This window comes from Polyangium fumosum (genome assembly GCF_005144585.1).
Lineage (GTDB): Bacteria > Myxococcota_A > Polyangia > Polyangiales > Polyangiaceae > Polyangium > Polyangium fumosum.
Genome location: NZ_SSMQ01000014.1, coordinates 22,554 through 43,579, shown reverse-complemented (window position 1 = coordinate 43,579; position 21,026 = coordinate 22,554). Strand labels below are relative to the sequence as shown.

Here is a 21,026-nt window from a genome sequence, read left to right as displayed (position 1 = left end):
GCAGTCGCGTGCTTTCGTAAGGTCACGTTGGGCGCTTCTGGACATCGATAGCTGACGAAATCGGCGTGGAAATCGTGCCGTCCGTCTTGCGGAATTTACGTATTTGCTGGACAAACAGGATCGACGATAGATTTTTGTTCGCGATGGGGGGCGGGAGGGCCGATGAACAGCAAGACCTTCGACCCCGTTCTGGGGAGTGGTATGCCCATTCCATCCAGCGATCGGAACCCCGGCTCGCGCACCGAGGCGATCTCGTGCGACGGCTTTGCAGGGGGTGTCGGCGCCGTTTCCCATGAAATGGCGGGCGGGGCCCTGCCGAGCACGCGCGAGCCTCGCGCCTCGGCCCGTCCCCTCCAGGCGCCGGCGCGGGCCGATTCGAAGGAAAAGCGCGCCCGCGAAACGACCGATCTCCCGGGCCCCGCGGTCACGAAGGTCCCGCGCGGCGGCCTCTTGCCTGCGACGTTCGCGCAGCAGCGCTTGTGGCTCGTCGGGCAGATGTTCCCGGAGACGCCCGTCTACAACGAGCCGATCCTCGTGCAGATGCGCGAGCCCGTGGACGCCGCGGTGCTCGCCCGCGCCTTGACCGAGATCACCCGCCGGCACGAGGCGTGGCGCACCGTCTTCGTGGAGGAAGGCGGCGAGCCGATGCAGCACATCCGGCCGCCGCGGCCTTTCGCCCTGCCCGTGCTCGATTTGACGATGCTGCCGCCCGAGGAGCGCGAGGCCGAGGCGCTGCGCCTCGCCCGCATCGACGCGCGGAGGCCCTTCGACCTCGGCGAAGGCCCGCTCGTGCGCGCCCTCCTTTTGCACCTCGCCGACGACGACACGCGGCTCTGCGTGACCGCGCATCACATCATCGCCGACGGCGTCTCCTTTTTTGGGGTCTTCCTGCCGGAGCTCCGCGCGCTTTACGCGGCCTTCTCCCGCAAAGAGCCCTCGCCTTTGCGGGAGCCCGCCTTCCATCTCGCGGACTTTGCCGCCTGGCAACGGCGCTGGCTCACGGAGGACGAGCTCGCCCCGAAGCTCGCGTATTGGCGCAAGCAGCTCGCGGGCGTGACGGAGCTGGATTTCCCCCTCGATCACCCGCGCCCGGCCCGGCCCACGGGAAACGGCGCGCGCATGAAGGTGGAGCTCTCGGCGGAGCTCGCGGCGAAGCTCCGCGAGATCGGCCATCGCGCCGGCGTCACCCTGTTCACGACGCTGCTCGCCGCGTGGAAGACGCTCCTTTTCCGGTACACGCGCAAGGACGACATCGTGGTCGGCTCGGCCGCGGCGGGGCGCCCGCGCCCCGAATTCGAATCCCTCCTCGGGTATTTCAACAACAACCTCGTCCTGCGCACCCAGCTCGACGGCGCCCTCCCGTTCGAGCAGCTCTTGCCGCGCGTGGGCGAGTCGCTCCGCGGGGCGCGCGAGCACCAGGACGTCCCCGCAGACCGGCTCCTCGCTTTGCTCGACGGCCCGCGCCCGCTGGACAGAAACCCCCTGTACGATACCGGCTTCCTGCTCATGCCGCCGCTCCCGCCGGTGACCGAGGCGCCGTCCTGGAGCTCGGGCCGGATCGACATCGGCACCGCGAAGCTCGATCTTTATCTGGAGCTTCATCAACGCCCGCAGGGCCTCGTCGGCCACATCGAATACCAGACCGACCTCTTTTCCGCCGCCACCATCGAGCGCATGGCGAGCCATTACCGGACGCTGCTCGAAGGCATTGCCCGGGATCCGGCGCAGCGGCTCGGGGATCTCCCGCTCTCGACCGAGGCCGAGCGGCGGCAGTTGATCACGTGGCAGGGGCCGGCCGTGTTGCCCGCCGAGAACGACGCGCGCGAAAGCCTGGAGCAAATCTTCGCGGCCCACGCGGCGCGCACGCCCTCGGCGATCGCCCTGGAGCACGGCGACACGCAGCTCACCTATGCCGAGGTCGACGCGCGCGCGAACCAGCTCGCGCATGCGCTGCGCGCGCGCGGCGTCGGCCCGGAGACGCTCGTCGGGCTTTGCTTCGATCGCTCGATCGATGCCTACATCGCCCTCCTCGGCGTCTTCAAGGCGGGCGGCGCGTATGTCCCCCTCGACCCGGATTCCCCGCGCGAACGCCTCTCGTTCTTCCTGGAGGACGCCCAGGCGCGCCTCGTGCTCACGAATACGAGCCGCGCAGGCGTGCTCCCGGCCGGCGTCTCCCTCCTGCGGCTCGACGCCGACGCCCCCGAAATCGCCGCTTTCCCTCGGGAGGCGCCCCCGCCGATGGCAGGGCCGAACCACCTCGCGTACGTCATCTATACGTCCGGCTCCACGGGCCGGCCGAAAGGCGTGCTCGTCGAGCGCCGCGGCCTCGGCGACCTCGCCCGGTCGGAGGCGGCGTATTTCGGCCTCGGCGTGGGCACGCGTGTCCTGCAGCTCTTCCCGCTCACGTTTGATGGATCGGTCGGCGATTACACGCTCACCTGGTCCGCCGGCGCGACGCTGGTGCTCGCGGACAAGGAGAGCACCCTGCCGGGCCCGGCGCTCGCGCGGTTCCTCCGGGAAAAGGACATCCACGCCTTCGAGACGACCCCGTCCGTGCTCGCCGTCCTGCCGCACGAGGAGCTTCCCGCGCTGCAGACGCTCATCACGGCGGGCGAGGTATTGCCCGAGGAGATCGCGGCGCGCTGGGCGCCCGGGCGGCGCTTGTTCAACGTCTACGGCCCGACCGAAGCCACGGTCGCCGCCGTCGCCGCGCACTACCTCGCCGGCACAGGAAAACCTGCCATCGGGCGCCCCTTCCCGCACGTCGCGGTCCATGTCCTCGACGAGCGCGGGCGCCCCGTCCCCGTGGGCGTCCCCGGCGAGCTTTGCATCGGCGGAACCGGGGTGGCGCGAGGCTATTTGAATCGCCCCGACCTCACCGCGGCCGCGTTCGTGGCAAGGGATGGGACGGCGGGCGCGCGGCTCTATCGCACGGGGGATCGGGTGAAATGGCGCCCCGACGGACACCTCGACTACCTCGGGCGGGTCGACCGGCAGATCAAGCTGCGCGGCTACCGCATCGAGCTCGGCGAGATCGAAGCCGCGCTCGGCAATCACCCGGCCGTGAACCTGGCCGCGGTCGAGCTGCGGAAGATGCAGGGCGAGGCCCGCCTCGTCGCCTACGTGCATCCGCGCGGAGGCGCGCACGAGGACATCGGGCGCGAGCTCGGCAAATACCTCCGCGAGCGCCTGCCGGAGTACATGGTGCCGGCGAGCTTCGTCGTCCTCGAATCGATGCCCACGAACCTCAATGGCAAGATCGATCGCGGGCGGCTCCCGGCGCCGCCGCCTCCCGCGCCGGCTGCGCAGCCTGCGGCGCCGGCGGCCGCGACGACCACGTCCCCTGCGGACCTGACGGCCCGCATCGCGGCCATCTGGCGTGCGGTCCTGGGCGTCGCCGAAATCGACATCGACGTGCCTTTTTTCGAGGCCGGCGGCCATTCCCTCTCCCTCGCGCGTGTGCAGAGCGCCCTCGCGGCCGAGCTCGGGGTCGATATCGACGTCGTGACGTTGATGCGTATGCCGACGATCCGCCTCCTCGCCGGGCACATCGCCACCTTGCGCGTGGCCTCCCGTCACGACCCCGCCACGCCACGCGAGGCCGCCGCCGAGGAGCCGGCGCGCGCGCGGGCCCTTGCGATCGTCGGCATGGCGATCCGCGCCCCGGGGGTCCGTGATGCGGACGAGCTCTGGGACGTCGTTCACTCCGGGCGCGAGACCGTCCGCAGGTTCGATCCCGCGTCCTTGATCGAGGCCGGCGCGGATCCGAAGCGCGTTCGCAAAGCGGAGTTCGTCCCGGTCGAGGGTGTGCTCGAAGATGCGGATCGCTTCGACGCCGCGTTCTTCGGGTACAGCGACGCGGACGCGGCGTTCCTGGACCCGCAACAACGGATCTTCCTCGAATGCGCCCACGAGGCGCTCGAACATGCCTCCTGCGATCCGACACGTTTTTCGGGCCGGATCGGGGTCTTCGGGGGCATGGGCGCGCCATTGCACTGGCTCGGCCCGGTCGCCGACGTGATCCGCGAGGAGGGCCGCTCGGCGAATGCGTTCCGCGCGCAGACGCTCAACATGCACGATTTCCTGGCCACGCGGGTCGCCTTCAAGCTCGGCCTCCGCGGCCCGGCGATCACCGTGCAGACGGCGTGCTCGACGTCGCTCTCGGCCGTCCACCTCGCGCGCCAGAGCTTGCTCGCCGGCGAATGCGACGTGGCCCTCGCCGGCGGCGTCTCCCTGGCCTCGCTCCGGGACGGCGATCGCGGATATCTCTGGGCCGAGGGCGGCGTCTTCGCCAGCGACGGCCATTGCCGCCCCTTCGACGAGGGCGCGAGCGGCATGGTGCCTTCGAGCGGCGCCGTGATCGTCGTCCTCAAGCGCCTCGCCGACGCGCTCGCCGATGGCGACACGATTCACGCCGTCCTCCTCGCCTCGGCCATGAACAACGACGGCGCGGAGAAACTCGGCTTCACCGCGCCAAGCGAGGACGGCGTCGCGCGGGTCGTCGAGCAGGCCCTAAGCACGGCCGGCATTGATCCACGAACGATCGGGTTCGTCGAAGCCCACGGCACGGGCACGCGCCTCGGGGATCCCACGGAGGTCCACGCGCTCGTGCGGGTCTACCGGCATTCCACGGATCATCGAGGGGTTTGCGCGCTCGGCTCGCTCAAGGCGAACCTGGGGCACCTCGACGCCGCCGCGGGCGGGGCGAGCCTCGTCAAGGCGGCGCTCGCGCTCGAACACGGGGTCATCCCGCCGCTGCCGAACCTCCGGGCCCCGAACCCGCTGCTCGACCTCGCGCGCAGCCCGTTTTTCCTGCCCGACGCGCCCCGACCGTTTCCGCGGACGAAGGGCCCGCGCCGCGCGGCCGTCAATGCCCTCGGGCTTGGCGGGACGAACGTGCACGTGGTCCTGGAAGAGCCGCCACCCGTCGAAATCACCCCGAGCCGCCGCCCGACGGCGCTCCTTTGCCTCTCCGCGAACACGGAGACCGCGCTCGCGGAGGCCCAGCGCAGGCTCGGCGAGCACCTCGCGCGCCATCCGGACCTCGACCTCGCCGACGTCGGCTTTTCCCTCGCCGTCGGACGAACGCCGCGACGGTTTCGCGCGACGATCGTTTGCCATGACAAGGAGGCCGCCGCGCAACAACTCTCGGAGCGGCAAGCGCGCGCCCCGATCGCGGCGTCCCGCGGCGCGCGCCCCGTGGTCTTCCTCTTCCCGGGCCACGGCGCGCAATACCTCGGCATGGCCCGCGCGCTCTACGACGCGGAGCCCGTCTTCCGCGCCACGATCGACACCTGCGCCGAGCACCTGTACAGAGACGCGGGCCTCGATCTGAGGCCGCTCCTCCTCGAACGTTTGCCCGAGCACGAGCGCAAGCTCGACGAGATGCGCGCTGCCCAGCCCCTCCTTTTCGTGGTGCAATATGCCCTCGCCGCGCTCCTCCAGGCCTGGGGCGTTCGACCCGCGGCCATGCTGGGGCACAGCGTCGGCGAATACGTGGCCGCTTGCCTCGCGGGCGTCTTTTCGCTCCGCGATGCGCTCTTGCTCGTCGCGGAGCGCGGGCGCCTCATGGACGAGACGCCCCCGGGCGGCATGCTGACGGTCTTCGGCGACGCCGCCGCCATCGAGCCCTACCTCCCCGCGGATCTCGCCATCGGGACGTACGCGCCAAACGCCGTCGTGCTCTCGGGCCCCACCGCCTCCATCGACGCCACGCGCGCGCGGCTCGAAGCGGCCGGATTCGAGACGACGGGCGTCCGCGTCTCGCGTGCGTCCCATTCGCCGGCGATGGCGGCCATCCGACAAACCTTCCGGGACGCCGTGGCGGCCGCCTTCCTCAAGCCGCCTGCGATTCCGATCGTCTCCAACCTGACCGGAACGTTTCTCACGCCCGAGCAGGCCACGAGCCCCGATTTCTGGGCGGATCACCTCTGCAACGCCGTGCATTTGACCGAGGGGCTCGGCACCTTGCTCGATATGCCCTCTGCGGTGTTCCTCGAAGTGGGGCCCGGGGGCACGATGGGCTCGTTCCTCAAGGCGCATCCGCACGTCGCAGGGCGTGACATCGAGGTCCTGGGCACGCTGCCCGGATATCGCCGGCGCGACGTGCCCGCCCACGCCGAGGTGCTCCGCGCGCTCGGTCGGGCATGGGAGATCGGCGTCGATATCGATTGGCAGGCGTTCCACGCCCCGGAAAAGCGGCGTCGCGTCCCGCTGCCCACCTATCCCTTCGAGGGCCGGCGCTTCACGCTCGGCGCCGCGCCGGCCGAGCGCCCCGCGACGCTGGAGGAGCGGGCCCTCGGCATCGCGCGGGAGCTCGGCACGCGTGGCATCGACGACGAGCCGGGATTGCGCCCTGCGCTGGAGGCGCTCTGCGCGAGCCTGGTCCTCGATTTCTTCGCCCGGCGCCTCGGCGCCGATCTCGGCCATGTCTTCTCGCTCGAAGCCCTGCGGGAGCGCGCCGGCATCCTCCCGAAATTCGCGCCGATGCTCGATCTCTGCGTGCGCACCGTGGAGCGCGGCGGGCTCGCGTCGCGCACCCCGGCCGGGGAGGTTCGTTTCGACGTCACGCAGGCAGGACGCTCGGCCGCGCACGTGGCACGTTTGCAATCCGAGTTCTCCCGGTTCGGCGGTCTCGTCCGCCTCGTCGAGCATTGCGTTCAAAACTACGACGAGGCCCTGACGGGAGGCACGGAGCCGGTCGGCGTCCTCTACCCCGACGGGACGGATTCGCTCTTCCGCGCCTGCATGCGCGATTGCCCGCCCGGCAGCCGCGACGTATCCATCGAGCTTTGCTGCCAGCTCGTGCAGGAGCTCGTCCAGCGCCGCGGCAATCGCAAGATTCGAATCCTCGAAGTCGGCGCAGGGCATGGCACCCTGACCTGGCCGCTCGTCGCGCGCCTCCAGGGCGCCGACGTCGAGTACCATTTCACCGACATCGGCCGCTCCTTCCTGCACCGCGCCGAGGAGGAGGCCCGGCGGCGCGGCATCTCCTGGCTCTCGGCATTCCCGTTCGACATGAGCCGGACGCCCGAGGAGCAGGGGTTGTCCGGTGAATACGACCTCGTCCTCGGGCTCGACGCGGTGCACGTCGTGCCCGATCTCGCGCCCGTGCTCGAGAACCTGCACCACCTCACCGCGCCGGGCGGGACGCTCCTGCTCGTCGAGTTCACGCGCATGGATCCGTGGTGGGAGCTCATCTGGGGCCTCGCGCCGGGGTATTGGACCGTCGCGTCCGCGCGCGGCTCACTCGCCATGGGCCTCGGGCTTTGGGAGCACGCGCTGAAGCAGGCAGGATTCACCCGCGTCGTCAGCGCGCCCGGGGACACCGGGGCACACGATACGGCCGACCACGGCATTTTGATCGCCGAGCGAGCGAGCGCCCCCACGCCCCCGGCGCACCTCTCCGCCGTCATGCCCGCGGCCTCGAACAGCGCGGCACGATATACGCCTGCGAAGGTCGAGGGCGACGCGGCGAGGCACGCCCCCGAGGCCGACGGAGACGACGCCGAAATCCTCGTGCAAGGCATCTTCCGGCGCTTGCTCGGCCTCTCCCGCGTCCCCCCCCGAGCGAGCTTCTTCGACCTCGGCGGTGATTCGCTGCTCGCCATCCAGATGCTCGCGGAGATTCGAACGAGGACGGGCCACGAAATGAAGGTCTCGCAATTCAACGAGGATCCAACGGTCCACGGGATGGCGCGGTTTCTGTCGTCCCGGGACGATACGTACGCCGCGGCCGCGCCTGCGGCCCCCGTCGCCCTCCGCGCCATGCCAAACCCGCCGACGGCTTCGGCCAACGGCCTGATCCCGCTCGCGCCCGGCGGGGACAAGCCTCCGCTCTTCCTGGTCCATCCCATCGGCGGCGGCGTCGCTTGTTATGACGCGCTCGCGAGGGAGCTGTCCCCGGACAGGCCCGTGTATGGCATTTCGTCGCCGATGCTCCACGATCCCGCCGCCCGCCCCGGCAGCCTCGGGGAGCTGGCCGCGGCCTATGTGGAAGAGCTCCGCAAGGCCGCGCCGAGAGGCCCCTACCTGCTCGGCGGCTGGTCGTTCGGCGGTGTGATCGCCATTGAAATGGCGAGGCGCTTCGCGCAGAGCGGAGAGGAGGTGCGGCTCGTCCTGCTCGATGTGTTCGCCTCGCCCAACGTCGGCCGCGAGCACCTCCGCCGGACCGGCATCACGCCTCCGCGGCCGCTGGACGGCGACGTCGCCGTCGCCGAGCACCACCTCGATCTGTGGCAACGCCATGCGCTCCGGCAGCTCGCCGTCCCGGCGACGCTCTTCATCGCCGAGCAATCGCCGCCGCGCCCCGCCGGCGATCTCGACCAGGCCCTCCAGGGTCTCCACTCCGTGCAGGTGCCCGGCGACCATTTCACGATCCTCGCGGAGGAGAACGTCGCGGGCCTCGCCGCGCGTATCGAGGCGGCGCTCTCGGATCCTGCGCCCGTCCCTCCCGAGGTCGTGGACGAAGCCTCCGTCCGCGCATTCATGGAAGAGCTGCTCGAACGAATGCTGGAGCGCGACGGAGGCGCCATCGGGAGCCTGTGGGGCGAGAGCGAGACGGCCGTGCTCATCCCGGTCGGCGACAGCGTGATCGTCGGATCCGAGACCATCCGGCGTCATTACAAGCGCGGCAGCGCCTCGCTCCGCGACGCGGGCTTGCGCGTGTACGACCAGCACGTGCATGTCTTCGCGAGCGGGCGCGCCGCGACCGTGAACGCGCGGTTCGACGCCGAGATGGTGATGGATGCGAATGGCCGACGGACGCTCTACCGGGGCGTTCGCGCGAGCTGGGTCCTCGAAAAGCAGGGCGCCTCGTGGCATCTCGTCCACGTGCATTACTCCATGCCCGTTGGACCGGCCTACTCGATGGCATGACGAACGAACCTCGCTCGAACACGGAGAAGGAACAAATGCGATTTCAAGGCAAGGTGGCGCTGGTCACGGGCGGGACCTCCGGATTGGGCCGTGCGACGGCCGAGGCGTTCGCCCGCGAGGGCGCGAAGGTCGTCCTCACCGCGCGCAGCGAGGGCCCCGGGCAGGAGGTCGAGGGCGCGATCCGCGCCGCGGGCGGCGAGGCGACGTTCCTGCCGTGCGACGTGACGGACGAGCGCCAGATCGGCGCGCTCGTCGAGCAGACGGTCAAGACGTACGGGCGGCTCGATTGCGCATACAACAACGCCTGGGCCGCGCCGAAGATGGCGCCGCTCTCCGAGTTCTCCGCCGAGTTCGAGGCGAACTTCGCTCTCCTGCGTGGCCTCTTTGCCTGCCTGAAGCACGAGATCGCGGCCATGCTCACGACCGGCGGCGGGGTCATCGTCAATGGCTCGTCCGCCGCGGCCAGGGCAGGCGCCGCGTTCCTCGGCCCCTACGGCGCGGCAAAGGCGGGGCTCGAGAGCGCCACCCGCACCGCCGCGGCCGAATACGCCGGGCAGAACATCCGGGTCAATTCGCTCGCCCTCGGCGCCTTTGATACGCCGATGTCCCGGGAGACGTACAAGGATGCGCCGCCGGAGGCGCTCGCGGCCTTTACCACGAGAATCGCGCTCCGGCGCCTGGGTCACGTCGACGAGGCGGCGCAGACCGTCCTTTTCCTCTGCTCCCCGGGCGCCAGTTACATCACCGGCGCGAACCTCGCCGTCGACGGTGGTTACTTCCTGACCTGACGAGCCGCCTTTGGCGCGGCCCCCTTCACCTGCACGCTGCCCTGCGCCCGCATGCACCGGAGCAGCGCCGCGCGCAGCGTCGAGAGCGTGGCGATCGAAGAAAGATCGACCCCCATCGAGACGATCGTCTGCGCGACCTCGGGCCGGATGCCGACCACGATCGCCTGCGCGCCGAGGAGCTGCACCGCGCGGACGATCCGCATGATGTAATCGGCCGTCGCCGTATCCACGGTATCGACGCCCGTCAGATCGATGATCGTATACTCGCAGGCGGTGCGCGTCACCGCCTCCAGCACCACGCTCATCATCTCCGCGGCCCGCTTCTCGTTGACGCTCCCGAGAACGGGCATCGTCAGGACGCCCTCCCAAACCTCGATGATCGGCGTGGACAAACTCCGGATCGCGGCCTGCTGCTCCTCGATGATCCGGAGCTTCTCCCGCAACGTCGCCTCGGCCTCCTTGCGCTCGGTCACGTCGAAAAGAAAACCGCCGAGCACCTCGGCCTCGTCGACCGCCCGCGAGCTGAAGACGTTGTGCAGCCACACGGTGCGCCCGTCGGACGCCGTCATCCGGAAATCGAAATCGTCGTCTCCGGTGGCCGCGAAGAAATGCATCAGCGTGCTCTCGCGGTCCTCCGGGTGCACGTATTTCGACAGGAAATCCGGCCCGAGCCAGGCGTCCTGGGGATACCCGAGCATCTTGGCCACCTTCGGGCCGACGTACGTGAACCGCGCCGTCTCCGCGCGGGCCTCCCACGGGACCACGCTCGCCGTCTCCACGAGCCGCGCCAGGCGCTCCTCGCTCTCGCGCAACGTCCGCTCGGCCTGGGTCCGCTCCGCCGTCTCTCGCGCGAGATCGGCGGCGAGCAGCGCGTTCTCCAGCGAGATCGCGGAAAGGAACTCGAGGAGCGCGAGCCGCCGCGCCGTGAACACGCCACGCGCCAGGTTGTTTTCGAGGTACAGAATGCCCGCCACCTCCCCGCGCCGGACGATCGGCGCGCAAAGCATCGATTTCGGCGGCGCCTTGGAGAGGTAAGGATCGGCCGAGAACATGCCCTGCGCGGCCACGTCGTCGAGCATGAGCTTTTCGCGGGTGCGACGCACGTAATGCGCAATCGAGAGCGGAAACGATACCGCGGAGGGCACACGCGCCCCCTTGGGGATATCGACGCGCACGCCGTCCTGATCCGAGGTGACGTCCGCGGCGACCCCGAGCGTCCCCGCGGAGGGCAAAAGCAAGCAGGCCCGCTGCGCCCCGGCGTGCTCGATGAGGATACGCATCAGCGTCGCGAGGAGCTGATCCGGCGACATGTCGCTCGAAATGGCGGCCGAGGCCTTCGCAGCCGTCAGGGTATCGATCGGCTCGGAGTTCGCTGCGGGCGTGGGGCCGCTCTCGCGGCGCGGCTCGGCGAGGAGGTCGGGGTGGAGCGCCTCGAGCTGCCTCACCTTGCCCCGCGCGCCCCATCGCGCATAGAGGGTCCGCGCCTCGCGGAAGAATGCGGCTGGCAAGACGGCGAGGCCCCGGCGTAGCGAGAATCGGCCGGCGAGCTCGCAGGCGAGCGCCTCGATCTGGATGAACCCCGCCGCGCGGGCGTCGCGGATCGCCCGATCGTACAGGGTCGACGCGTCATGATCGCGCCCCTCCAGGCGCGCGATCTCCGCAAGGACGAGCGCGTGCCGGCAGGCGAAGTTGTCCGGACAACTCGCCGCCCAGCTCCGCAGCGTCGCCTCGCATGCGTCGAGCTCTGCCCGGAGCTTGCCCTTGTCGTTCCTCTCCTCCGCGCGCTCGAGGAGCGCCGCGAGCGTGAGCCCCGTATAGAGGCAGCACTCGGCGTCCGAAACCCCGTATACGCGGGCCCGGGAGAGCTCCGCGGCGGCCTCGGCCGACGCGAGCGCGCCCTCGTAATCGTGCGCCAGGTACCTCGCGATGAGCTGGTACGTGAAGAAAAACAGGCGGACGAGCGGGATGTTTGTCTCCCGCAGATGTACGGCGAACGCCCCCTCGTCGAACCCGTCTCCGCTGAACGAGCCGAAGCGCTCGGTATCTCCGCACAAGCATCGGATGAATCGCTGCATCAATCGGACGTTCTCAGCGAGGAAGCCGTACTTCGCGTTGTTCGCGAATTCGAACGCCGTGAGCGTCGCCTCGTACGCGGCCTCGAGCGGCTCGCCGAGCGCGAGCAGGATCATCACGTTCTGGACGAGGTCGATGGCCGCGTAGAGGTGCTGTCCCGATTCGCGAGCAGCCTTGAAGGCGTTCCGGAGGGGATCGAGCGCCTCCCGCATGTGCCTCGACCAGGGCAGGGTCGTCGTGGCAAACCCGGCCAAAGCCTGCGGGGCGGTATCGCCGAAGCCCGGCCGTCGCGTGAGCTCGCACGCGAGCTTGCCGAAACGATATCCCTCCTGATACTCCCCGAACGAGGCGCAAAGGACCGTGCCGAGGTGCGCAAATCCGGACACCGAGGCCGAGGTCATCCCATGCTCGATGCTGAGGCGCACCATGCGGGTCACCGCCATGTCCGTGAGGCCCATCGCGGCGTACACCGTGGCCGGATACACCGACGCGAGGACCTGCATCGCGGCGACCATGCTCGGATCCGTCATCGCCGGCAGGTCGACGAGTTCCTCGATGGCGTGACCGCGGAGCGCGGCGCGCATGGCCACGAGCTCGGCGCGCACGTCGTCCGGGGTCGGGCTCGCGGGCAGGTCCACGCCGAGCTCGCGCAGGCACGACAACGCGACCTCGATCGCGCGCGCGTTGTTCACCTGCGCAATCGCGAGCCGGATCTGCAAACGATGGGCGGCCGACCGCTCGACCAGCGTGCGGGCGCGCTCCACGACGGTGGCGCAAAGCCGCTCGGTCTCCTCGAAGCGCGCGAGCATGAACTCGGACTCGGCGAGCTCGAGGGTGAGGCCGTACGTCAGCGTGTATTCGACGTCCCATGGATCGGGCGGGAGCATCGACACGCCCGTGGATAGGTATGCCGCCGCAGAGCGCGGCGCGCTCGCGGCCTTCGCCTTTCGCCCAGCCGCGAGATCGAGCTCGGAGATGCGGCGCCGATCCTCGGCGGAGAGCGCGCGGTTCGCGCCGAGGTTCAACTGATTGGCGATGTCGAAGAGCAGGGCGTCGCGCCCGGATTCGGGCGTACGCTCGAGCAGGAGCCAGCCGAGGCGCAAATGGAGCCCGGCCCGCTCTTGCTCCTGAATCATCGAATACGCGGCCTGATGCACCCGCGTATGCATGAACTTGTATCCGTCCGGGCGCTGCAGGAGCAGGCCTTCGGTCAGCGCGGATTCGAGCGCGCGGCGCGCCTCTTCGGGCGTCCGCTCACTCAACGTGCCGAGGAGCGTGACCGAGAATTCGCTGCCGATGCAGGCCGCGAGCTTCAAGAGGTCGAGCGTATCCTGGGGCAAACGCCGGAGCTTGCCGAGGACCAGCTCGACCATGTCGTCGGTGATCTCTTTGGCTTCGAGTTCGGCGATGTCCCACACCCACGCCCACCGGCGCGTGTCGAATCGAATGAGCTGGTCCTGGTGCAGCGCGCCGAGGAGCTGCCCCGCAAAGAACGGATTGCCCCCGGTCTTCGTCCAGAGCAGGGCCGCGAGCGGCTCCGCGTCCTTGCGATCGCAGCCAAAGAGATCGACCACGAGATCCATCAAATCCACGCGCCCGAGCGGGCGAATCACCCGCTCGTGGACCGCGACGCCGGCCTTCTGGACCTCGCGAAGCATGGCCTGGGCGGGCTGCGACGCCTCGTCCTCGTCCTCGCGCTCGGTCCCGATGAGGAGCAAGCTCCGGCCTTCGGGGTGCGTCAGGATGTGCTGCAAGAGTTCCAGGCTCGCGAAATCAGCCCATTGTAGGTTGTCGAGCACGAGGACGAGCGGCCGCTCCCGACACGCGAATGCGGAGACGAATGCCCGGAACGTCTGGTGCAGGCGGGCGCGAGCCTCGGCCGGGGGCAGCGGCGTGACCGGCGGCTGTTTGCCGATCACGAGCTGAATCTGTGGGACGAGCCCGATGATGAGCTGCCCATTGTCGCCGAGGGCCGCCGCGAGCTCCTCGCGCACGGCCGCGAGCTCCGCGTCGGTCGAGGCGATGGTATGTCGGATGAGCCCCTCGAAGGCCTGGCCCAGGGTCGCATACGGGATGTCGCGCCGCTGCTCCTCGAACGTCCCCCACAAGAAGATCGCGCGCGCGCTCCCGGCCTCGCGCTGGAGCTCGCGCAGAATCGCGGATTTGCCGATGCCCGAGGGACCCTTGACGATCACCACCTCGCGCAGGCCCGTCTCGCGCACGCGCTCGAGGATCTCATGCAGCGCCGCGAGATCGGCGCGCCGGCCGTACATCCGGCTCGCGGCGCGGAGTTTGTCCCATACGTCCTGCGCGCCGAGGGGGAAGGGCTCGATGTGGCCATGCGCCGTGAGCTCGGAGAGGCACCGCTCGAGGTCGTGCGTGAGCCCGCGGGCGCTCTGGTAGCGCTCCTCCGGCGATTTCGCGAGCAGCCGCATCACGATCTCGGAGACGATCACCGGCGTCTCGGGCGTCACGTCCGCGAGCGGCCTCGGGGCCCGCGCGACGTGGCAATGCACCCAGCCGACCGCATCGTCGGCGTGGAATGGCAAAGTACCTGCGCAAAGCTCGTAGAGCACCACGCCGAGCGAATACAGATCGACGCGATGATCGATCGCGGCTTCGAGCCGCCCCGTCTGCTCGGGCGCGATGTACGGCAGCGCGTCGAGCGGCAGCGTCAGCACCATGGACGCGGTGAGCTCGTACCCCTCGGCGCCGACGAGCTCGACCCCCTCGCCCGCGGGCTCGATCCGCAGCGTTTGCGGGCGGATGTTCTGGTGGATGATCCCGCTCTGGTGGAGCTTCGCGAGGGCGTCGGCAGCGGCGATCGCGGCCCGAAGCCAGGGCTCGAGGGCAAGGACGGGCTGCGCGGGGTACGGAGGGTGCTGCATGCGGCCCTCGTCGTATCATGAAATGCAGGCGAACCGGTAGATCGTACGCATCCGCCCAGGAATTCCCTGAACCGACGCGCCCTTCGAGACCCAGGATACAGACCAACGACACAATAGGAAGGGCGCCGGGGTTTTGACGGAAGCCCTTCCATCCTCCTAGAATGCGCTGAGAATTCGGCCACGGACCTGCGGCCACTTGGGCGACGTGGGTGTAATCACGTCGAAATGGTCGGCGTTGTGCACTTTCTTCAAGGAGACGTGGTCCCCTGCATCGCGCGCATGTTCACGGTAGTTCTCACTCGACGAGAGCGGGATGATGTCGTCGGCGGTCCCGTGGATGAGCACTTGCCGCACCCCGATCGGCACGAGTTCGCTCGGATTGCTCTCTGCATAACGCTCCGGAACGTCCGTGGGCGTGCCGCCGAGGAGCTGATCGGCGAGGGTCCCGCAAGCGCCGCGCGCCACGGGATCGGCGATATCGAGCACGCCGGCGAGGGAGACGGCGGCCGAGAGCGGGAGCGGATTGGTGCCGCGGATGGGGCTCGTCGTGGGGAGATTCGGGCGCGCGGCGGCCCATACGCCGAGGTGACCGCCCGCGGAGTGGCCCACGGTCACCACCTCGTCGAGGTCGAGATCGTAGATCGGGGCGAGCGTGCGCAGCTTGTCGATGGCCGCGCCGACATCGAGGAACGTCTCCGGATGTCCTGAATCCGTGCCGCCGTATGTGATGCGGCGGAATTCGACATTCCAGGTGGCGATACCCCTCTGCGTGAGGTCTTCACCCATGTCGCTCATTTGCTCCAGCCCGAAGATGGTCGTCCAGCAGCCGCCGTGGAGGAGCACCGCGACGGGATGCGGGCCGCGCCCCGGAGGCACGCGCAGCTCGCCGAACTGGTCCGGCTCGGATCCGTACGAAATGAGCATGGGCTCCGCCACGCAGGAGGCGGCCTGCGCCTCCGCTGTGAGCTCCTCGGACGGGTCCCCCAGATCACCCCCGCAACCGACGAGACTCGCGAGCGAGAGCGCGAGCCCTCCGATCTGTCCGATACGACGGAGAACGCGGGCGACGTGGAGAACGCGACGAGGTGAAGGTAGAACGTACGTCATGGTTAAATCCCAGCAGGTATGCTGAGAAGGCGCAAGATCCTGACGCAAAAACCACGACAGGCCCCTCCATGGGCGAGGAATGCGAGTCCACGCTGTTTTTTTGACAAAATTGCTCGTTTGATCGCAACTCTGCCGCGACGCGGGGGCGGGGCGGCGCGACGACGAGGTCGTGCAGACGCGCGAATTCGAGACTAAAACCGCGCCTTCGCGTGCCCGCCGAGGTATCCGATCGCCATCGTGTACCTGCCATTGCCGACGTCGCTCCGCGAGGTCGTCACCGTCCTCGGCAGGATCCCTTGCGCGCGCGCGTCGGCATGCAGATCGAGCCACGACGTCGCCCGGACGACAGCGCCGAGACCGCCCACGAGCCGGTGCCCGTCGGGCGAGCCCACGTCAATTGTCTCGTCGGGCGAGGCCGGCGATTGATACCCGACCGTCGCCGACATCGTGAAGTGCCGCGAGAGCGCAAAGCGCCCATTGGCTTCGACCCACACCGTGTCGTTCCACGTCCGGGGCAAGATCGCCCGCACCGAGGGCCCGATCCCAAGCTTCGGCTGCGCGAGCGAGGGCGATCGGGTCGTCACGACGAACGCGTCCACGTCCGAATAGGTCACATACTGGACGAACCCGTCGACACGGAAGGCCCGTGTCGCCTGATACGACGCGCCTGCCGTGATTCGCTTCGGGAGCCGGAAGGCGAGCTCGGCATCCCCTTGGACGAGCGGCGGATACCGGAGCCCCTGCGCGGCGAGGTCCTGCGTGAAGAACGGATCGTTCATGTCGAGCGCGAAGCGCCCCCGGTACCGCATCTGCGCGCCGTGCTGATAGGCGAGCGCGAGGCGGACGTCCTCGGAAGGCTGGTACAAAAGGCCGACGTTGAACGAGATCCCGTGGCTCAGGGCGTTCGTGATCGAGATCGGCCGCGAGAGCACGTCGAGCTCGCGCACGTGGCTCGGCGCGTTCGGGCCGAACTCGTTTGGCTGGCCAATCGGCGGATCCGAGAACGCGCGCTGAAACTCGGGGAGCTCCGCGAAGTCTTGCTTCTTGGAGAGGCTCGCGAGGCCGCCGACGTACGAGACGCCCGCGCCGAACGAGAGGGTTGGCAGCACGCGCAGGGCCGCGCTCGCCGTCACGTAGGACGCCACGATGAACGCCTGCCGGAGCTGCCACGCCTGCGGGCCATTCGCCGGGAAATCGAGCGCCGCTGCATAAGGCACGTACGCGCCGAGCCCGAGGACGAGCCGCCGCTCGGCCATGGGCCATGCGAAAAACAGATCCCCCGTCGGCGCGAGCGGCGTCGCGATCACCTCCCTGGCAAAACCATGTTTTCCGGGGTCCGTCTCGCCCGCCGCCATGGGCCCTCGCAATCGTAGGCTGTCGGGCGTCTGGTACGTTCCCCGCCGCTCGCGGCGATACCCGACGCGCCCTGCGACGAGGCCCGCGCCACCGAAGAGCTCGGGGCGATCGAGATCGGCGAGCGCTGCGGGGTTCCAGTGAATGGCCGCGCCGTCGGAGATCGTCGGCCCGGATTGTCCGCTCCCCACGAGCGGCGCGTCGAGCCCGGACGCGCCCGCGCCTCGTGACGCGAGGAGCCCGCCGAAAAGGAGGGGCAAGGACACGATACGCAGCGGACGACGTGACATGGTGCTCTCCCCCTTCGATCGATTCACGACACGCGCGTCACGACGAGCAAGAGCCTGTGCAGGCTCGGCTTTTCTTCCGCGACGATCTCGAAGACGCGCCCCTCGGCGTCCTCCACGTACAGCCGATCGCCCGGCGCAATCGGCACCTTTTCGTGCGCTGCGTCCCCGTCGATCTCGACGCGCGAGGACACCTTTTGCGTGAGCGCGGCGTCGGCGAAGAACCCCGGGCGCGTGTAGGCGTACGGCCGCACGGGATTGCCCTCCGCGTCCTTCCGGATGTCCTCGGGCGCCACGAAATAGATCCAATCCTCGGCGCTCCCCTCGGGCTGCACGTAGAAGACATCGGCGTCGCCGCGGGTGTTCTGCGTCAGCGCCTCGGCGATCTCCCGCAGCGTCGCGGGGTTCCCTTCGATGTTCTCGCGAATTCGCGCGACGACTTGCTCCGTTCGCACGCCCACGGGCACGTCGTGCACGGCCATCACCACGTTCGCCTCGCCCTCCGCGAGCCCGCCGTCGTGCATTCGCGCCTGCGCGACTTCGAGGAGCATGTCCCAGTAATACGACGGCCGAGGCGACGTCTGGTCGAGGATCACGCTCGGATCGATGTCGATCTGCACCCATCCTGCACCATCGATGCACACCCGCACGGCCTCGAAAGGATCGGAGACCTCACCCGCCGGCGAATACGTGGTGCAATGGGGCGGGATACGCGCCGCGAGGCGCCGCCCCGCCTCGGCGAGGACACGCTCCTCGACCCAAGGCGCCGCATTCCAGACAGGAGAATTGCCGAGCGGCCGCGGATCCCGGCGCGTCCCGGGCGCGAGGTAGGCCGGGTCCTCGTCGATCGTCATCGTCATCTCCCGGATCGCGAGGTCCTCCGCGAGCCCTTGCACTTCGAGCCACCGCGGATCCGTGAAATCGAAGGCGCGGCCGATCTGCCCGCCGATCGAGTTCACGCTGGCGACGCGCGCATGGGAGGCATCGATGCCTCGATACGGCAAGGCATTCACGTCGAGCCGCACCGTCATCCGAAAACCCCCGTCGGCGGTCGAGAGGCCGGAGGCGGACTGGAGAAATCCGGGATGCGCGGGGCCTTCGGGGCGCGTCGGATCGAGCGGCGCCCGGCCAAACCGCTCCGAGAGCGAGGCGAAATCCGTGGCCACGTCGTGGAGGGTCAGGGCAATTTTCCCTTTCTCCACGTCGTAAAGGCCTTCGGGGTGATCGGCGCTCACCGGGCCCTTGCGGACGCGCGCGCGCGGGTGCGTCGCAATCACCTGGTCGAGAACGACGTCGGTGACGATCGATCGCGGGGCGAGCGGCTCGTTCGGCCCCACGCCCGCGAGGTCCGCGAGGATCCGCGACGGCGAGATCCCGACGCCCTCGCCTACGGCCGTGAGCCCCGCGAGCGACGTGCCTTCGAGCCGCGCGCTCGCCGGCGTCATGTGGAGAAGCGCGAACATGTTCCATGCCGGCTGCGGGAGCGCATTCGCTTCGTCTTCGGGGAGACGCATGAATCGATCGAGCGCATTCTCCACGAGCGGCCGGAGCTCCATGTCGAAGAGCCAAGTCTCTTCGAGCGTTTTTCGCGGCAACCGGCGGAGCTCCTCCGGGCCGAGCGTCTGCGCGAAATCCTCCACGTCGAGCCGCAGGAACCGCAAGGTGATCGCGCGGCTCTCGCCCACGGCAAGCTCGTGCTCGGGCGGGGGCGATTCCAGCGTGACGGGCTCGACGCATCCCGCTGCACCGAGGAGGGCGAGCAGGGCAGCGCATCGTCGCGGGGTCATTGGGACCTCCGCGAGGCGACCTTCTCGAAATCGACGATCATATCGCGTCCCTCCTCCTCGGGCACCAGGATCCGGATTTCGTAGACGTCGCGCGTGTCGTCCTCCGCATAAAGCACGAGCTCACCCGGCGAGAGCGGCACCTTCTCGTGCTCCGTGTCGGCGACGCCTGGGATTTGCCGCTTCGAGAGGCGGCTCTCCTCGGCGAGATCCGGGCTCTCGAAGAACCCGGGGCGCTCGTAGCGATAAGGCTTGGGCTGGTCCGAGCCCGCCAGGCCTGGCTTTGGATCGGAGGGCGCCACGAAATACAAGAGCGACCGCCTGCTTTCCGCGTCGCGACGCACGTAGAAATCGAGGTCGTGGTTGTTCTCCCAGAACCGCCCGACGATGACGTTCGCCATCAGGTCCGCCTGCGATTGCAACATCGGTCGCATCGCCTGGACGAGCTCGGCGCCACGCGGGCCGATCGGCACGTTCCGCAGCGCGAACACGGGCCTCGCCGCGCCCTCGGGGATGTCCGCGGCGCCGTCGCCCGTCGGATCGTGGAGCGAAATCTGCGCGACCTCCGCCAGGAGCTCCCACAGGAATCGCGGCTCCGGCACGGTCACGCCCCGGATCGCATTCGCGAACGTGATCCACCCCGGCGCACGACCCCGTCCAATCGTCACGCCGACCAGGCATTCGCCGTTGAGCCCGACGTAACAACGATCGTACGACCGCTGCCCGTACGCGCGCCGCGCGCTGCTCGTCACGATCGATTCCAGGAAAAACGGACGGCAGCCGGGATCGGCCTCACACGAGGGGACGAAATGGTCCGCCTCGACGGTCGCGAAACGCATGTCGACCGTGGGGACGTCTGCGACGCCCCGGATGACGAGCCGCTCGGGATCCTCGAAATCGAACGAGAGCGGCGCGCGGCCTTCCATCAAGAACATGTCACCGCCGCCAGACGAGAGATCGATCCCGCGCACGCGGCGCAGGTTCGATTCGGCGACCACACGCATGCGGAAATCGGGGCCGAGCACGTCGCTCCGCGTGGCGAAATACCCGTCGTCCGGCACGAGCACGCCGGGATGCTCGCCGGAGCCTGCGAACGGGCTCCTGCCCACGGGGCCGAAGGTTTCGGGCAATGTCGAGAGGTCTTTCAGCGCGTCATAGAGGGTCACCGGGAGTTTTCCCGAGGGGTCGTCGATTCCCGGATGCGTGCCGAGCAAGTTTTCCTGGAGCGAGCGCACCAGCGCCGCCGTGGGCACGACGGGATCCGTGCGCCCGATGCCGAGGGTCTCGGCGAGCACCTCGGCGAAATCGAAGCGGAACGTCGTCGGGTTTTGGTCGACGAGCTCGGAGAACGTCGAAAGGCTCGTCCCCGAAAGATCCGTATTCGCCGGCGTCATGCCGAGCAAACGCACGAGGCCGAACTCGGCCGAAGTGCGCCATGCGGGCCCGAAGGTCCGCCCGAGCGCGGTTTGCGTGCAATCGTAGCCGGGGTTTTTCTGATCGAGCCTCCAGCCATCGCCGCAGGCGTCGCGGATGGCGTCGAGGACGTTGCCAAGCAGCCTGGTGGAGTCGACGTCGAGGATCCGGATGCGCCGCGCGGATTCGCCGAACATTCGAAGGGCCTTGGCCTTGTCGAGCTCCAGCGTGAGCTCCTCGGACACCTCGGGGCCCGGCCGGGCGAGGAGGACCCGATTCGCGAGAATCGGCGGCGGCGGGGCCTCGTCGCCTTCGGCCGGCGGCTCGACGCCGGAGAGCTCGGTGGTGGCCGCGGGGCCACCACAAGCGCCGAGCGGTAGGCAGAGGAGCCAAAAACGGGTGCGTGTCGAGGTCCGCATGGAGCGCATCTCCGTCGGAACGAAAACGAGGCGAAAG

7 protein-coding genes are annotated in these 21,026 nt (G+C 69.2%); 2 read left to right on the top strand and 5 right to left on the bottom strand.

Annotated elements, in window-relative coordinates:
* The first annotated feature begins 162 nt into the window (after positions 1–162).
* Both E8A74_RS15555 and E8A74_RS15550 read left to right on the top strand, forming a co-directional pair.
* Positions 163–8,877, top strand: coding sequence for a non-ribosomal peptide synthetase/type I polyketide synthase (locus tag E8A74_RS15555; protein ID WP_136929794.1), 8,715 nt, complete (start codon positions 163–165; stop codon positions 8,875–8,877).
* A 35-nt stretch (positions 8,878–8,912) separates the two neighbouring features.
* Positions 8,913–9,665 (top strand): SDR family NAD(P)-dependent oxidoreductase, encoded by a 753-nt coding sequence (locus tag E8A74_RS15550; protein ID WP_170229151.1) that lies wholly within the window; start codon positions 8,913–8,915, stop codon positions 9,663–9,665.
* Here E8A74_RS15550 and E8A74_RS15545 read toward each other — a convergent pair.
* The 5 genes from E8A74_RS15545 to E8A74_RS15525 all read right to left on the bottom strand — a co-directional run bounded on the left by E8A74_RS15545 (position 9,650) and on the right by E8A74_RS15525 (position 20,989).
* Positions 9,650–14,626, bottom strand: coding sequence for an AAA family ATPase (locus E8A74_RS15545; RefSeq protein WP_136929792.1), 4,977 nt, complete (start codon positions 14,624–14,626; stop codon positions 9,650–9,652). The genes E8A74_RS15550 and E8A74_RS15545 overlap by 16 nt on opposite strands.
* A 156-nt stretch (positions 14,627–14,782) precedes the next feature.
* Entirely contained in the window at positions 14,783–15,733 is a 951-nt protein-coding gene (locus E8A74_RS15540; RefSeq protein WP_232379570.1) for an alpha/beta hydrolase family protein, read from the bottom strand.
* A gap of 191 nt (positions 15,734–15,924) precedes the next feature.
* Entirely contained in the window at positions 15,925–17,376 is a 1,452-nt protein-coding gene (locus E8A74_RS15535; RefSeq protein WP_232379569.1) for an OmpP1/FadL family transporter, read from the bottom strand.
* Positions 17,377–17,399: 23 nt separating this feature from the next.
* Complete coding sequence (locus E8A74_RS15530; RefSeq protein WP_136929791.1) at positions 17,400–19,160, bottom strand: acetyltransferase; 1,761 nt, start codon at positions 19,158–19,160, stop codon at positions 17,400–17,402.
* Complete coding sequence (locus tag E8A74_RS15525; RefSeq protein WP_136929790.1) at positions 19,157–20,989, bottom strand: hypothetical protein; 1,833 nt, start codon at positions 20,987–20,989, stop codon at positions 19,157–19,159. Before E8A74_RS15525 ends, E8A74_RS15530 begins: the two co-directional genes overlap by 4 nt.
* Positions 20,990–21,026 lie beyond the last annotated feature (37 nt).

Bases quoted from the DNA above. Each gene is read 5' to 3' on its own strand.
- E8A74_RS15555 (WP_136929794.1), top strand. From the start codon at position 163: ATGAACAGCAAGACCTTCGACCCCGTTCTGGGGAGTGGTATGCCCATT.
- E8A74_RS15550 (WP_170229151.1), top strand. From the start codon at position 8,913: ATGCGATTTCAAGGCAAGGTGGCGCTGGTCACGGGCGGGACCTCCGGA.
- E8A74_RS15545 (WP_136929792.1), bottom strand. From the start codon at position 14,626: ATGCAGCACCCTCCGTACCCCGCGCAGCCCGTCCTTGCCCTCGAGCCC.
- E8A74_RS15540 (WP_232379570.1), bottom strand. From the start codon at position 15,733: ATGACGTACGTTCTACCTTCACCTCGTCGCGTTCTCCACGTCGCCCGC.
- E8A74_RS15535 (WP_232379569.1), bottom strand. From the start codon at position 17,376: ATGTCACGTCGTCCGCTGCGTATCGTGTCCTTGCCCCTCCTTTTCGGC.
- E8A74_RS15530 (WP_136929791.1), bottom strand. From the start codon at position 19,160: ATGACCCCGCGACGATGCGCTGCCCTGCTCGCCCTCCTCGGTGCAGCG.
- E8A74_RS15525 (WP_136929790.1), bottom strand. From the start codon at position 20,989: ATGCGGACCTCGACACGCACCCGTTTTTGGCTCCTCTGCCTACCGCTC.